This window comes from Octadecabacter ascidiaceicola (genome assembly GCF_900185015.1).
GTDB classification, from domain to species: domain Bacteria; phylum Pseudomonadota; class Alphaproteobacteria; order Rhodobacterales; family Rhodobacteraceae; genus Octadecabacter; species Octadecabacter ascidiaceicola.
The window spans coordinates 74,691-88,722 of the sequence record NZ_FXYD01000004.1 but is presented as its reverse complement, the minus strand read 5'-3'; the positions used below and the strand labels follow the sequence as shown (position 1 = coordinate 88,722).

Genomic DNA, 14,032 nt, shown 5'->3' with positions numbered 1-14,032 from the left:
TTAAGGTGTCAACGCCACGGCCAAGCTGCGGCTCATCAAGGAACTGTTAACATGCTATTTCGCACCAAATTACTGGCTTCTGCCGCAATTTTCTCACTCTCAGCCACGTTTGCGTATGCAGATGGTCATGGCGATATGTCCGCCGAAACCGTCGTCGCATCTGTAAACGGATCAGAGATCACATTAGGCCAGCTCATCATGCTGCGTTCTCAATTGCCAGCGCAATACCAGCAACTGCCAGACGACGTTGTCTTCAACGGTTTGGTTGAACAGCTGGTTAACCAGCAGCTTCTTGCCGACACCCTAGAGGTTGAACCGAAACGCGTTGGAATTGCACTGGCCAATGAAACACGTTCGCTTCGGGCAGGTGAAGTCGTCAACTCAATCACCAGCACACCGGTGACTGATGAAGAAATTCAGGCGGCCTATTACGCACGCTTTGAGGGTGTGGAGCCTGATACGGAATTCAACGCTTCCCACATTCTCGTTGAAACTGAAGAAGAGGCAAACGAGATCAAATCACTGATCGACGACGGTGCAGATTTTGCCGAAACTGCGCAAGAACGCTCCACGGGTCCATCCGGCCCTTCTGGTGGCGAACTGGGTTGGTTTGGTGCCGGCATGATGGTTCCTGAATTTGAGGCTGCCGTCATGGCTTTGGAAACAGGCGAAGTGTCCGCTCCGGTTCAAACACAGTTCGGTTGGCATGTCGTTCAGCTCAACGAAACACGTCAGACTGAATTGCCGACGATTGATGATCTTCGCAGTGAACTGACATCTGAGATCCAGCAAGAAACGTTGAACGCGATGATAACGAGCTTGACGGAGACTGCTGAAATCACACTACCGGAAGAAGGCCAGTTTGACTTCTCAATCCTCCAGAACCTTGAACTCCTAGAGGACTAAGAATGGCTATTTCCCCTCTCGCACCCGACGCGTTCCCAAAGTTGCCACAGATTGACGGCGTTCGGTTTGCATCCGGCGCGGCAGGGGTCAAATACAAGGACCGCAAGGATGTCATGCTAGTAGAACTCGCCACCGGCACGTCTATTGCGGGTGTTTTTACACGCTCTTCGACGCGGTCTTCTCCGGTGTTGGATTGTCAAAGCAAGCTTGGTGGGTCATCCGATGATCGTGCGGCAATTCTCGTGAATTCAGGCAATTCTAATGCCTTCACCGGATCAGCAGGCGAAAAGTCCGTTGAGGCGATTTGTGGCACGGTTGAAGATGCCACCGGAATTCCAAAATCCCGCATCTTTACGGCTTCAACTGGTGTGATCGGTGAACGCCTTCCCCATGACAAGATTACGGATAAGATTTCTGATCTGGCTACAGATCTTAGCGCCTTCGGGATAGAGGGCGCAGCCAATGCGATCATGACAACCGACACCTTCGCCAAGGGTGCCAGCGCTGAGGTATTGATCGACGGCGAGGTTGTGAAAATCGCGGGCATCGCCAAAGGGTCCGGTATGATCGCACCTGATATGGCGACAATGCTTGTGTACATTTTCACCGACGCCAAGATTGAGCAACCTGCCTTGCAAGCCCTTCTAGGCGCACTTACGGATCAGACGTTCAACTGCATAACTGTCGATAGTGACACTTCGACTTCAGACACCCTAATGATCGCTGCAACAGGCGCTTCTGGCGTCGATGTTACCGATAGCGCCGGTTTCACACAGGCGCTGCACGGGGTGATGCTCGACCTTGCACACCAAGTCGTGCGCGATGGTGAAGGGGCCACCAAGTTCGTTGAAGTTAAGGTAACGGGCGCTGTATCCGACGTTGAAGCACGGCAGGTAGGCCTCTCGATCGCCAATTCTCCGCTTGTGAAAACTGCAATTGCTGGCGAAGATCCGAACTGGGGCCGTATCGTTATGGCCGTCGGAAAGTCCGGCGCACAGGCTGATCGCGACCTCCTTTCGATCAAGTTTGGCGATGTTCTTGTCGCCGAGAATGGCTGGGTTTCACCGAACTACTCCGAAGAGGTTGGTGCCGAATATATGAAGCAACAAGATATCCTTATCACTGTCGATCTCGGAATTGGTGGCGGTATCGGTACTGTTTGGACTTGCGATTTGACCCACGGATACATTTCGATCAATGCGGACTATCGATCGTGAAGACGGTTCTGGTCAGTGCTGTAGCTCTTATCGATATCGACGGGCGTGTGCTGTTAGCCCAGCGCCCCGAAGGAAAATCGATGGCGGGTCTGTGGGAGTTTCCCGGCGGGAAAGTCGAACAGGGAGAGACTCCTGAGGCCGCATTGATTCGCGAACTTGAAGAAGAGCTTGGCATCAACACATGGCAGTCCTGCCTCGCGCCGCTGACCTTCGCGAGTCACAGCTACGACGATTTCCACCTGATCATGCCCCTGTTTGCATGTCGCAAGTGGGAAGGCACGCCGAACCCGCGTGAGGGTCAAACCCTTAAATGGGTACGTGCTAACCAGCTGCGTGACTACCCTATGCCAGCCGCGGATATCCCCCTCATACCAATCCTGCGGGACTGGCTCTGAGAGCGCGTTGACCCTACGTCGATTAATTGTGGATAAATTGTAGTAAATGTGGCAACAATGGGGCGTTGCTAACATTTACCCGAAGCTGCTGGGTCAAATAGTTAGTCGCGTCAAATGGGGGATTATGATGCTACGAACAATTTCCGTGGGGACTCACGTTCAAGTCCAAGGTATTTTGGTGAAAACTCTCGCGAACGGACGCGTTGTCGTTTCAGTAGGCGATCGTGAGTTTGAAGGTACGCCTGTTACGCGCCTGAACTAAGTTCCACGACCAACCAATGCAAAAGGGGACGCTGGTTTAGCGTCCCCTTTTTCGTTTCACATTTGGTGGCGAATTAAAGATTCCGCTCAACCTCTTCACGCTCGAAGATTTCGATAACATCGTCAGCGCGGATGTCTTCGTAGTTCTCGAACGCCATACCGCATTCCTGGCCGGACTGGACTTCTTTGACCTCGTCCTTGAAACGCTTAAGCGTCTTGAGTGTGCCTTCGTGGATAACCACATCGTCACGCAGCAAGCGCACACCAGCAGAACGACGTGCAACGCCCTCAGTGACCAGACAACCAGCAATCTTACCGACGTTGGACACCTTAAAGACCTCTTGGATCTTGGCGTAACCGATAAAGTTCTCGCGAACCTCGGCAGACAGCAGACCAGATGCAGCCGCTTTCACGTCATCCACAAGATCGTAGATGATGGAATAGTAGCGGATCTCAACGCCCTTTTGGTTCGCAGAGTTACGGGCAGATGCGTTCGCACGCACGTTAAAGCCAATAACCGGCGCACCGGAGGCTTCTGCAAGTCCAATGTCGCTTTCCGTAATCGCACCAACACCTGAATGCAGGACACGAACACGTACTTCATCGTTACCGATCTTAGCCATCGCCTGAACGATCGCTTCAGTAGAACCCTGCACGTCACCCTTAACAAGGATTGGCAATTCCGAAACGTTTTCATCCGCCTTAGCGTTTGCCATCAACTGATCAAGCGTAACCGCAGCACCAGCCGCAGCACGTTTTTCCTTTGCCGCGTTGGCACGGTATTCCGCAATCTCACGCGCTTGTGCTTCGGTTTCTGTTACGTTCAAAACGTCACCAGCTTCTGGCGTACCGTTCAGGCCAAGAACCTCAACAGGAACGGAAGGCCCAGCCTCGTTAACGCGCGCTCCTTTGTCGTCGATCAACGCGCGGACCTTACCCCACTGCTCACCTACAACGAAGATATCGCCACGACGCAACGTACCAGTTTCAACCAGAACAGTCGCAACAGGGCCACGGCCAACGTCAAGCTGTGCTTCAATCACGGCACCTTGGGCGGCGCGATCTGGGTTAGCTTTCAGTTCGAGCAATTCGGACTGCAGCGCAATTGCTTCAAGAAGCTCATCAAGGCCTTGGCCAGTGATCGCAGAAACTTCGACGTCCTGCACTTCACCAGACATTTTCTCAACGATAACTTCGTGCTGCAGCAAGTCTGTGCGCACTTTGTCAGCGTTTGCAGCTGGACGGTCGATCTTGTTGATCGCAACGATCATCGGAACGTTTGCCGCTTTCGCGTGTGCAATCGCTTCGATGGTTTGCGGCATAACGGCGTCATCCGCCGCAACAACCAGAACAACAATATCCGTAACCTGTGCACCGCGCGCACGCATGGACGTAAACGCCGCGTGGCCCGGAGTATCAAGGAACGTCAAAACAGTGCCGTTGTCGGTTGTGACCTGATACGCACCAATGTGCTGTGTAATCCCGCCAGCTTCGCCAGCAACAACTTTCGCGTTACGGATCGCATCCAGCAGGGATGTTTTACCGTGGTCAACGTGGCCCATGATCGTGATGACAGGCGGACGACCTTTCAGGTCTTTCTCGTCATCTTCTTCAAAGTTAATCACGTCTTCAACGTCAGCATCAGAAACGCGCACAACTTTGTGGCCGAATTCTTCGACGATAAGTTCCGCTGTATCCGCATCAATTGATTGGTTCTGTGTCGCCATGATGCCGTTGGTCATCAATGCTTTCACAACATCAGACACTTTTTCAGACATCCGGTTTGCAAGTTCAGAAACCACAATCGCTTCTGGCAGTTGAACATCGCGAATAATCTTTTCGCGCTCGACGTTTTGGCCCATCGCCTTCTGGCGTGCGCGCTCTTGCTTACGCTTCATCTGCGCCATGGAACGATGACGGCCACCTTCGCCACCACGCAGCGCTTGGTTCAACGTCAGCTTGCCACCCTTACGAGTGTCGCCTTGGTTCTTGTTCTTGCGGGAATCGCGGTCGTCTTCTTTCTTGCGTGGTGTTGCTGCTGGCGCACCACCACTCGGAGGCGCACGGCGCTGGGCGGGTGCCAATTCAGGATCAACAGCAGCAGGTGCAGCCGCCGCTTGTGCAGCAGCCTCGGCCTCACGCTTCTTACGCTCTTCCTCGTCCTGCTTGGCTTTAACAGCTTCGTCACGCGCTTTGTCAGCACGTTCTTTTTCTGCGATTTCAGCAAGACGGCGTTCACGCTCTGCAGCGCGGGCCTTTTCTTCTGCTTCACGCTTTGCGGCATCTTCCGCTTCGCGTGCTTTCGCAGCCTGAAGCGCCTTCATACGGCGTTCCATTTCCACATCAGAAATGCCCGCTGGGCGCTTGGATGGGTCACCGCCGATTGGCGCAGAAGCACCGCCCGTTGGCTTTGCCGCACCGGGTTTGGGGACGACAACGCGCTTGCGTTTCGTCTCAACGACCACGTTCTTGGTGCGCCCATGGCTGAAGCTTTGCTTCACACTTCCGGGACGCGAAATACCAAGGGGCTTTTTGCCGTCTGAATCGCTCATGTCGTTTCTAATCCTTCCGTGACGGTGCCTTCACCGCCATCTATCTCGCGCAAGCCTTTCAGCTTTGCGGCTTCCTCTACTACACGGTTGCTCATTCCGCCAGAGGCGAGGGCAGCGTGTACTGCAGTTTGACGTCCGAATGCCAAACCTAACTCTTGTGCCGTAAGGCATCCAAAATAGCGGGCGCCTTCCGGCGTCCATAGTTTTGTCTTACCGCGCTCAGAGCCATCAGAGGCTTGGAACAGCGCGCGGACGTTTTCGCCACCCGCCAACCAGCCTTTAACTTTTTCAAACCCAGTTACCGCAGAACCCGCCTTACGGGCCAGTGCAATCAAATCTACAACACGGCGGGCCAATTGGCGTTCTACCTCGTCCGCCAAGTCATCGCGCACCTTAACGGGTGCTTTGGCAGACTTGGAAAACTGGCCCTTGCCTGCCTTGCCCAACGCATCGCGGGATGCGGTTACCCACATTCCGCGCCCCGGAAGTTTTTCCAAAACGTCAGGGACCACATCATTATCTGGGCCCACAACGAAACGGATCAACCCCGCCTTCGGCGCAGTCTCGCCGGTGACAATGCACCGACGTTCTGAGACATCACGGTCTTTGGTACGGCCACCCCGTCCCATGCGCAAACCAGGAGGCCTGCGATCAGGCCTCCTGCTCCTCGGTCGCTTCGACCTCGTCAGCTTCGGAAACAAGTTCTTCAGGATCAACCCAGCCAAGCATTACGCGTGCCGTCATGATCATGTTTTGCGCATCCTCAAGTGTTACTTCGAATGGTTCAAGCGAACCGTCATCTTTGGAACGTTCACCGTCGACGACTGTCCAGCCACCAGCCAATTCCCAGTCAGCGCATGTTGCGAAGTCTTCCAGCGTTTTCACGCCATCGTTCGCCAGTGCTTCAATCATCTGGGGTGTCAGACCTTCAAATGCAACAAGGCTGTCTTCGACACCAAGTGCGCGGGCGTTTTCCATCGCCTTAGCGTTCTTGGCCTCAATCACGTCGCGGGCACGGGCCTGCAATTCGCTCGCCGTGTCTGCGTCAACACCGTCAATCACGAGAAGTTCTTCAACTTCAACGTAGGCAACTTCTTCCAGTGTGGTGAACCCTTCGGAAACCAGCAGCTGTGCAAAGAATTCGTCCAGATCGAGGGCTTCAATGAACAGACCTGTACGCAATTCGAATTCCGCCTGACGACGCTTGGATTCTTCTTCTTCTGTGAGGATGTCGATGTCCAAACCGGTCAGCTGGGACGCCAAACGAACGTTCTGGCCACGACGACCAATCGCCAAGGACAGCTGCTCTTCTGGAACAACAACCTCGATACGCTCTGCATCTTCGTCAAACACAACCTTGGACACTTCAGCAGGCTGAAGCGCGTTCACAAGGAACGTTGGCATGTCTTCGTTCCATGGGATAATGTCGATCTTTTCGCCCTGAAGCTCATTCACGACGGCCTGAACACGCGAACCACGCATACCAACACAGGCACCGACAGGATCAATGGAACCATCGTAAGAAATCACAGCAATCTTCGCGCGTGAACCCGGGTCACGTGCAACAGACTTGATCTCGATGATGTTCTCGTAAATTTCCGGAACTTCCATCTTGAACAGCTCAGCCATGAACTGCGGGTCTGTGCGGCTCAGGAAAATCTGCGGGCCGCGCTGCTCGCGACGGACTTCTTTGATGTAGCAACGAATACGATCGTTCGGGCGGTAGCTTTCACGGCCGATCTTTTCATTGCGGCGCAGGATGGCTTCGCCCGTGCCTACGTCAACGATAACATTGCCGTACTCTTCGCGCTTCACTTGCGCGTTGATGATTGTGCCTGCGCGGTCTTTGAAATCTTCGTACTGCTTGTCACGCTCAGCTTCTCGGACCTTTTGCAAGATCACCTGCTTGGCGGACTGCGCAGCGATACGGCCCATTTCAACAGGCGGTACTTCTTCGATGAACTCTTGGCCGATTTCCGGCGCGTCCATGTATTCGGACGCCTGCTCAACGGTGAACTCGGCCTGATAGTTTTCAATCTCATCTTCAGCCACAACCGTACGAACGCGTGTGAACGTTGCCTTACCGGTCTTGCGGTCGATGTGAACGCGGATGTCCATTTCGGACCCGTAGCGGGACTTCGCAGCGCGGGCGAGGGATTCTTCCATCGCTTCGACGACCAAAATCGGGTCGATCTGCTTTTCGCGGGCCACGGCCTCTGCGGTTTGCAAAAGTTCCAGTTGGTTGGCTGATGTAATCGCCATTAGTTCTTCTCCTCGTCAGAGCCGCCTAACACGGTCTCAACTTCGTCAAATTGTGTTTCATCGATCTGGCCAGCATCTTTGCGGCCTTTCAAAACATCGCGGATCAACTCGTCCGTGAGGACAAGCTTGGCATCCGTAAGCCATTCAAACTTCAAACCGATTGTAACCGGCTGACCCTGATCTTCGATTTCAATCAAAACTTCGTCACACTCGGTGCCGCGCAACATGCCTTTGAAGCGACGACGCCCGTCGATCAGCTCTTCGGTCTCGATCTTGGCTTCATTGCCTTCCCACTGGTCAAAATCTTTCAACCGCGTGAGGGGGCGATCAATTCCGGGGCTGGAAACCTCAAGTGTGTAAACATCCGCAATCGGGTCTTCCACGTCGAGCAACGCTGAGATTGCCGTGCTGATAACGCCGCAATCATCGACTTCAATCGAACCATCAGGCTTTTGCGCCATGATCTGCAGAATCGATTCCTTGCCTGTCATCAAGCGAACGCGCACGACTTCATACCCCAAATCCTCAACGGTTGGGGTTATGATCTCGGTGATGCGGCGATCCATTGCCGCGCGGGCGATCAGTTCAGACATAGCTACTTTCGTTTAGGCACAAAAAAACGGGCGCGCGGCCCGTTGGAATTTCGGTGGGCTTCGGGGGTGGAGGCCGAAACGCCGCTGTTATGATGGATATACGTATGTTGGAGTGAGTCTGCAAGGGGCAACGCATTTGTGCCGTAAATCCGCCAAATTACGCCATTAACCAAACCTTCGTTCAAACCTTGAGGAGATGAATATGGACACGACACTCTTGATCGCCGTTGGCGGTTCTTCGTTCTTGTGCGGCGTTGCACTGATGTATCTTGTGATGATGCGCACAATGAAAAAACGCATGGCAGAAGGCGCGATGCCTTCCTAAAACGCAAAAAGCCCCGCCAAATCTGGCGGGGCTTTCTGTTTCTAAGACCTAAGCCTTATGCAACTGACCAACGCTCAGCCATACGTGCGTTGTCCATCTGCCAAAGGTTGCCGACGACATCTGGGCTGTGAATCCGGTTGTTCACGGCCTGTACGTAGTTCGCAAACATCGGAATGATCACGCCACCTTCGTCACGCAGAATTTCCTGCATTTCGTAGTACTGTGCGCGACGTGTGTCGCTATCCAGTTCAGCACGCGCCAGCAAAAGCAACTCTTGGAAACGGGCGCTATCGTCGCCGTCCCACTGGCTGTCGTTCCATGGAACACCAGCTTCGTAAGCCGTTGCAAACATCCAGTCTTCGGTCGCGCGACCGGACCAGTAGCAAGCGCAGAATGGCTTGTTCAACCAAACGTTGGACCAATACCCATCAGATGGCTCCTGAATCACGTTGATGTTGATTCCACCTGCTGCGGCAGAAGCTTGGAACAACTGGCCTGCATCTACAGCGCCTTCGAACGCAGCATTGGACGCCGAGAATTCGATGTCGATGCTATCGAGGCCTGCTTGCTGCAAGTAGAACTTCGCCTTGTCCGGATCGTAAGCAAGCTGATCCATTTCCGTGTTGTAGTACTGGTTAGCGGGGCCGATTGGCGTGTCATTACCAACAGCACCGTGACCAAGAAGGATCTTGTCGACCATTTCCTGACGGTTGATGCCGTACTTCAATGCTTTACGCACGTTGACGTCATTATAAGGTGCGACGTTCGTCAGCATCGGCATGGAGTAGTGCTGGTTGCCCGTCACTTCCTGAATGCGAAGCGCTGGGTTGGCTTTCAACAGTGCTTCGGTCTTGAAGTCGATCCGGTTGATCGCATCCACCTGACCCGTCATCAGCGCGTTCATACGTGCTGTGTTGTCGTTGATGGCGATATATTCGATCTCATCAAAGAAGCCTGCGCTGTCACCTTTGTAGTGATCTGCAACACGGCTCGCCGTCATGCGTACACCTGGGTCAAACGCTGTGACCTGATAAAGGCCCGTACCGATACCCTGAGCGATTGCTTCTTCGATCTGGCCCGCAGGATACATCATGATGTGATAGTCAGACATCAGATATGGGAAGTCGGCGTTGCCAGCGGCAAGAACGAATTGCACCTGATGATCCGTGACCTTGGTCATGGTTTCGATTGCTTCAACGATTGGCTTGGCTGCAGACTTTGACTCTTCGCCAAGGTGCATCTGAAGCGATTCCAACACGTCATCGGCACCAAAGGCTTTGCCGTTGTGGAATGTCACACCCTGACGCAGGTTGAATATCCATGTCTTAGCGTCCGCGGATGCTTCCCAGCTTTCAGCAAGCTCACCGATCAATGAACCGTCAGCAGCAACTTCTGTCAGGCCATCAAACACTGCGCCCTGACAGGACGCGATCATGAACAAGTCAGAATGCGTCCGACTATCCCAGCTGTCTGAAGTATTGGCTCCAGACAGACCCGCGGTAAATTTGCCGCCACGTGTCTGCGCCTTAAGCGGCAAGCCAGTTGCGGCGAGGACACCCGCCGCCACACCAGATTGCAGCAATCCACGTCTGCTAATTCCATACATATTTTGGTTCTCCCTTAAGTTTTTCTTATTCCTAGCGCTTACTCTACGCTGATTCGGTCACATCTTATCAACAGCGGCGTCACCAATGTTGTCGACGCCCCGTTCTTCCAGCAAATTTGTCAGCCAATCAGGGTCCATTTCTGGAACCGAACTCAGCAACAAATCCGTGTAAGCATGATGAGGGGGCGTAAACATGTCTGTCTTCTCGCCTTGCTCAATCACCTTGCCTTCTTTCATTACCACAACTTCGTCCGCGATCGATTTCACAGTCGCGAGATCGTGCGTGATGAACATGTAAGACAGGCCAAGATTGTCCTGCAAATCAGCGAGAAGTCGCAAAATACCTTCCGCGACCAATTGGTCCAACGCAGAGGTAACTTCGTCGCAAATAATAAACTTCGGCTCCGCAGCGAGGGCACGGGCGATCCCGATACGTTGCTTTTGCCCACCCGAGAGTTCGGACGGTAACCGGTTGTAATACTGTGACGGTTCAAGCTCGATCTGATCGAGAAGTTCGTTCACACGTTTACGTCGTTTCGCACCGGTAAGCCCGCCATAAAACTGAACCGGACGCCCGATAATCTGACCGATGGTCTTACGCGGGTTCAATGCAGTGTCAGCCATCTGGTAGATCATTTGCGCCTGACGCAACTGGTCCTTGGTCCGCTTTCGGTAGTCAGCTGGCAGAACTTCACCATCGAACGCGATTTCGCCCATGCGTGGTGGTAACAGACCCGTGATACAACGCGCGGCAGTGGACTTGCCCGACCCAGATTCACCGACGACAGCAACTGTACGGCCTGCATGAATATCAAAGCTTACGTCATGAAGAACATCCGTCTTGCCGTATGCCGCAGTAATCCCGCGCACAGAAACGACAGGAACAGACCCTTCAGGCACAGCTGGTTTCGCCGGTCTTTGGAATTCGCGCACGGCCCAAAGCGACTTGGTGTAATCCTCTTTGGGGTCAGACAACATGGTACGCGTGTCCGCCTCTTCGACCTCATCGCCGCGCAGCAGCACTTTGATGTTATCAGCCATCTGCGCAACAACCGCGAGGTCGTGGGTGATGTAGATCGCCGCCGTGTCAAATTCCTCAACGATCTCACGAATCGATGCCAGGACCTCAATCTGAGTTGTCACATCGAGCGCAGTTGTCGGTTCGTCAAAGATAATCAGGTCAGGACGGCAAGACATCGCCATCGCCGTCATCGCACGTTGCAGCTGGCCGCCGGACACTTGGTGCGGATACCTAAATCCAATCTGATCCGGGTTCGGCAGGCGCAACTTACGATAAAGCTCAATCCCGTCTTCTGTGCTTGCCGCGCGACTATCGACGCCATGCTGAACCGGACCTTCGGTGTGCTGATCCATCAACTTATGCGCGGGGTTGAACGACGCCGCAGCGGACTGGGCGACATAGGCAATGCGCTTACCCAACAGGCCGCGCTTAACCGCTGCAGACGCTTTGACCAGATCAATCCCGTCGAATTCAACGGTCCCTTCTGAAATGCGAACACCGTCACGGGTGTATCCCATCGCGGCGAGGCCAATCGTAGACTTCCCAGCGCCAGATTCACCGATAAGGCCAAGCACCTCACCCTTCTTCAGCGTCAGATCGACACCATTGATGATCGGATTCCACGTCTCGTCGGAGCGGCCTTCGATCTTAAGGCCCTTGATCGTGAGAAGATTGCTCATTCTTTCAGCCCCGACGTTTTGTGCAGCATCCAGTCGACCACGAAGTTCACAGCCACGGTCAGCAAGGCAATCGCCCCCGCCGCCAGAAGTGGTGTCACAGCAGCCGTCGGCGCGAAGGCCGCGAAGTTGATGAACGGCGCAAGGTCGCGCACCATTGTGCCCCAGTCCGCCAAGGGTGGCTGGATGCCCACGCCAAGGAACGACAAGGCCGCGATGGTCAGGAACACGAAGCAGAAGCGCAGACCGAACTCGGCCAACAGTGGTGCCATCGCGTTGGGCAGGATTTCTTTGAACACGAGATAGCCAAGACCCTCTCCACGCAGCTTAGCAGCTTCGATGTAATCCATCACCACGATGTTCAGACCCACAGCGCGCGCAAGGCGATAAACACGCGTGCTGTCGATAACAGCGATGATCAGCACCATGAAGATCGTCAAAGGGATGCCAAGCTTAACTGACCAGACACTCGCGATGGTCATCAGCAGGAGCGCGAAGATCAATGACGGAATCGCCATCAAGACATCAACGCTTCGCGACAACAGCTGATCGAGCCAACCTTGCAACGTAGAGGCCAGAAAGCCCAAGGTCCCGCCGATAAAGAAGGCCAGACAGGTCGTAATGAATGCAATCCCGACCGTGTTCTGTGCGCCGTAGATCAAGCGACTAAGAATATCGCGGCCGATCTGATCGGTTCCCAGTGGGTATTCTGGGTTGCCGCCCAGCGCAGGATCACCACCAGCCATCACGTTCGCAGCACCTAAAATCTCAGCCTGCCCATAGGGCGCAATGGCGCCAGCAAAAATCGCCACGAAAGTGTAGATCAAGATGACAAGAATACCGAACGCGGCCGTAAGTGGCATGGATCGAAACAGTTTCTTACTGCCTGCTGTTCCAACAGTACGGCCCAAAAGGCGGAACAGGAATGCGGCGATCGCTGCAATAATGAAGCCCTGAACAGCCCAACGGAAAAAGACGACGCCGGCATTCGGCACACCTGTTTCAGCCACTTGCGGCTGGAAATAGTAGTAGACTGCCCAAACCAGCAACGCCCCACCAAGAACATAGCCAAATGCTTCGCCGTACCCCATATCACGGAACTTCGGCGCATTACCGGTGGCAGCCTGGCCAACCATTCGGAAAACATAAGCGCCGCCCAGCAAAACCGCGAGGATGATTGCAAGCCACATAAGATTGCTCATTTCGGGTGCCTCAGTCTTGGGTTGGACACGATCGACAGGATGTCCGCCGTGAGGTTGAGCAGGATATACGCCGCAGCGAAGATCAGGCAGCAGGCCTGCACAACCGGAATGTCACGAATTTTCACAGAGTCCACGAAGAGCTGGCCGATGCCCGGATAAACGAAGACCACTTCAACCACGACGACACCTGTGATCAGATACGCAAGGTTAAGCGCGACTACGTTGATGATTGGTGCCAGCGCATTGGGCAGCGCGTGCTTCACGATCACGCGCATCGGCGACAGGCCCTTAAGCCGCGCCATTTCGATATAAGGCGACGCGAGCAAGTTGATGATCGCAGCGCGTGTCATCCGCATCATGTGTGCTGTAACAACTAAGGTCAGCGTCAGGGCGGGCAGCATGGATTTTTCCAACCTCTCACCGAACGGCATGCCTTCAAAGATATTCGATAGGCTCGGGAAGACCGGGTTCAACACAGCAAGGAACAGAATCAGCACATAGGCCATGAAAAATTCTGGCGATGAGATCGAGCTGAGCGTGAACATGTTGGCCGCTTTATCGAACGCAGTGTTGCGATAGAGCGCTGCCAGAATGCCAAGGAACACCGCCAGTGGAACCGCGATGCACGCCGTCACAGTGGCAAGGAACATGGTGTTGGAAAGACGCGGCGCGATCTGTTCAGCGACGGTGACCGACCCTGCCCCGCCAAAGTTCGCGAAATTCAACTGCGCAAAACTTGTACCCAGATCAAACGTCAGCATCCCCTTGAGCCAGTCAAAATACCGAACGACGAGAGGTTGATCCAAGCCAAGATCACGGCGAATTGTGGCAACTGATTCAGGCGTCGCGCCCTGCCCCAAGATGGCTTCAGCGAAGTCCCCTGGGAGCGAATTGACCGCAACAAAGATGACGATGGAAACCACGAAAAGGGTTACTAGTCCCAGTCCGAGACGTTGAAGAACAATCTTCAATATTGATCGCAAGCCTGAGACCCCCCCTTGATTAGGAAGTAGCG

General features: G+C 54.1%; 12 protein-coding genes. 4 read left to right on the top strand and 8 right to left on the bottom strand.

Annotation, left to right across the window (positions count from 1 at the left end):
* Positions 1-51: 51 nt before the first annotated feature.
* The 3 genes from OCA8868_RS12245 to mutT are packed head-to-tail and all read left to right on the top strand — an operon-like array spanning position 52 to position 2,518.
* Positions 52-906, top strand: coding sequence for a peptidylprolyl isomerase (locus OCA8868_RS12245; protein ID WP_093996877.1), 855 nt, complete (start codon positions 52-54; stop codon positions 904-906).
* 2 nt (positions 907-908) lie between these two features.
* A complete protein-coding gene (gene argJ, locus OCA8868_RS12240; protein WP_093996876.1) occupies positions 909-2,123 on the top strand; it encodes a bifunctional glutamate N-acetyltransferase/amino-acid acetyltransferase ArgJ in 1,215 nt (404 codons plus the stop codon).
* Positions 2,120-2,518, top strand: a complete 399-nt coding sequence (mutT, locus tag OCA8868_RS12235) for an 8-oxo-dGTP diphosphatase MutT (protein ID WP_093996875.1) — start codon at positions 2,120-2,122, stop codon at positions 2,516-2,518. The genes argJ and mutT overlap by 4 nt, the downstream gene beginning before the upstream one ends.
* Positions 2,519-2,853: 335 nt before the next feature.
* Here the strand turns inward: mutT and infB are convergent, their stop codons facing one another.
* From infB to rimP, 4 genes are read right to left on the bottom strand one after another with little or no spacing between them, the layout of a single operon-like run.
* Positions 2,854-5,331, bottom strand: coding sequence for a translation initiation factor IF-2 (gene infB, locus OCA8868_RS12225; protein WP_093996873.1), 2,478 nt, complete (start codon positions 5,329-5,331; stop codon positions 2,854-2,856).
* Complete coding sequence (locus tag OCA8868_RS12220; protein ID WP_093996872.1) at positions 5,328-5,960, bottom strand: RNA-binding protein; 633 nt, start codon at positions 5,958-5,960, stop codon at positions 5,328-5,330. Before OCA8868_RS12220 ends, infB begins: the two co-directional genes overlap by 4 nt.
* Positions 5,961-5,982: 22 nt before the next feature.
* A complete protein-coding gene (nusA, locus tag OCA8868_RS12215) occupies positions 5,983-7,593 on the bottom strand; it encodes a transcription termination factor NusA (RefSeq protein ID WP_093996871.1) in 1,611 nt (536 codons plus the stop codon).
* Positions 7,593-8,186, bottom strand: coding sequence for a ribosome maturation factor RimP (gene rimP, locus OCA8868_RS12210; RefSeq protein WP_093996870.1), 594 nt, complete (start codon positions 8,184-8,186; stop codon positions 7,593-7,595). Before rimP ends, nusA begins: the two co-directional genes overlap by 1 nt.
* Positions 8,187-8,388: 202 nt before the next feature.
* On the opposite strand from rimP, the gene OCA8868_RS16900 reads away from it, so the two are divergent.
* On the top strand, positions 8,389-8,511 hold the full coding sequence (locus tag OCA8868_RS16900; protein ID WP_281253626.1) for a hypothetical protein: 123 nt from the start codon (positions 8,389-8,391) through the stop codon (positions 8,509-8,511).
* A 55-nt stretch (positions 8,512-8,566) separates the two neighbouring features.
* Here the strand turns inward: OCA8868_RS16900 and OCA8868_RS12205 are convergent, their stop codons facing one another.
* From OCA8868_RS12205 to OCA8868_RS12190, 4 genes are read right to left on the bottom strand one after another with little or no spacing between them, the layout of a single operon-like run.
* A complete protein-coding gene (locus OCA8868_RS12205) occupies positions 8,567-10,117 on the bottom strand; it encodes an ABC transporter substrate-binding protein (protein ID WP_093996869.1) in 1,551 nt (516 codons plus the stop codon).
* A gap of 57 nt (positions 10,118-10,174) precedes the next feature.
* A complete protein-coding gene (locus OCA8868_RS12200; protein WP_093996868.1) occupies positions 10,175-11,818 on the bottom strand; it encodes an ABC transporter ATP-binding protein in 1,644 nt (547 codons plus the stop codon).
* Complete coding sequence (locus tag OCA8868_RS12195; protein WP_093996867.1) at positions 11,815-13,017, bottom strand: ABC transporter permease; 1,203 nt, start codon at positions 13,015-13,017, stop codon at positions 11,815-11,817. The genes OCA8868_RS12200 and OCA8868_RS12195 overlap by 4 nt, the downstream gene beginning before the upstream one ends.
* A complete protein-coding gene (locus OCA8868_RS12190) occupies positions 13,014-14,000 on the bottom strand; it encodes an ABC transporter permease (protein WP_093996866.1) in 987 nt (328 codons plus the stop codon). Before OCA8868_RS12190 ends, OCA8868_RS12195 begins: the two co-directional genes overlap by 4 nt.
* Between the last annotated feature and the right edge of the window lie 32 nt (positions 14,001-14,032).

What these genes read in the sequence shown, in the direction of transcription:
- OCA8868_RS12205 (WP_093996869.1), bottom strand. Translation starts at nt 10,117, where the DNA reads ATGTATGGAATTAGCAGACGTGGATTGCTGCAATCTGGTGTGGCGGCG.
- OCA8868_RS12245 (WP_093996877.1), top strand. Translation starts at nt 52, where the DNA reads ATGCTATTTCGCACCAAATTACTGGCTTCTGCCGCAATTTTCTCACTC.
- OCA8868_RS12200 (WP_093996868.1), bottom strand. Translation starts at nt 11,818, where the DNA reads ATGAGCAATCTTCTCACGATCAAGGGCCTTAAGATCGAAGGCCGCTCC.
- argJ (WP_093996876.1), top strand. Translation starts at nt 909, where the DNA reads ATGGCTATTTCCCCTCTCGCACCCGACGCGTTCCCAAAGTTGCCACAG.
- OCA8868_RS12220 (WP_093996872.1), bottom strand. Translation starts at nt 5,960, where the DNA reads ATGGGACGGGGTGGCCGTACCAAAGACCGTGATGTCTCAGAACGTCGG.
- OCA8868_RS16900 (WP_281253626.1), top strand. Translation starts at nt 8,389, where the DNA reads ATGGACACGACACTCTTGATCGCCGTTGGCGGTTCTTCGTTCTTGTGC.
- rimP (WP_093996870.1), bottom strand. Translation starts at nt 8,186, where the DNA reads ATGTCTGAACTGATCGCCCGCGCGGCAATGGATCGCCGCATCACCGAG.
- nusA (WP_093996871.1), bottom strand. Translation starts at nt 7,593, where the DNA reads ATGGCGATTACATCAGCCAACCAACTGGAACTTTTGCAAACCGCAGAG.
- infB (WP_093996873.1), bottom strand. Translation starts at nt 5,331, where the DNA reads ATGAGCGATTCAGACGGCAAAAAGCCCCTTGGTATTTCGCGTCCCGGA.
- OCA8868_RS12195 (WP_093996867.1), bottom strand. Translation starts at nt 13,017, where the DNA reads ATGAGCAATCTTATGTGGCTTGCAATCATCCTCGCGGTTTTGCTGGGC.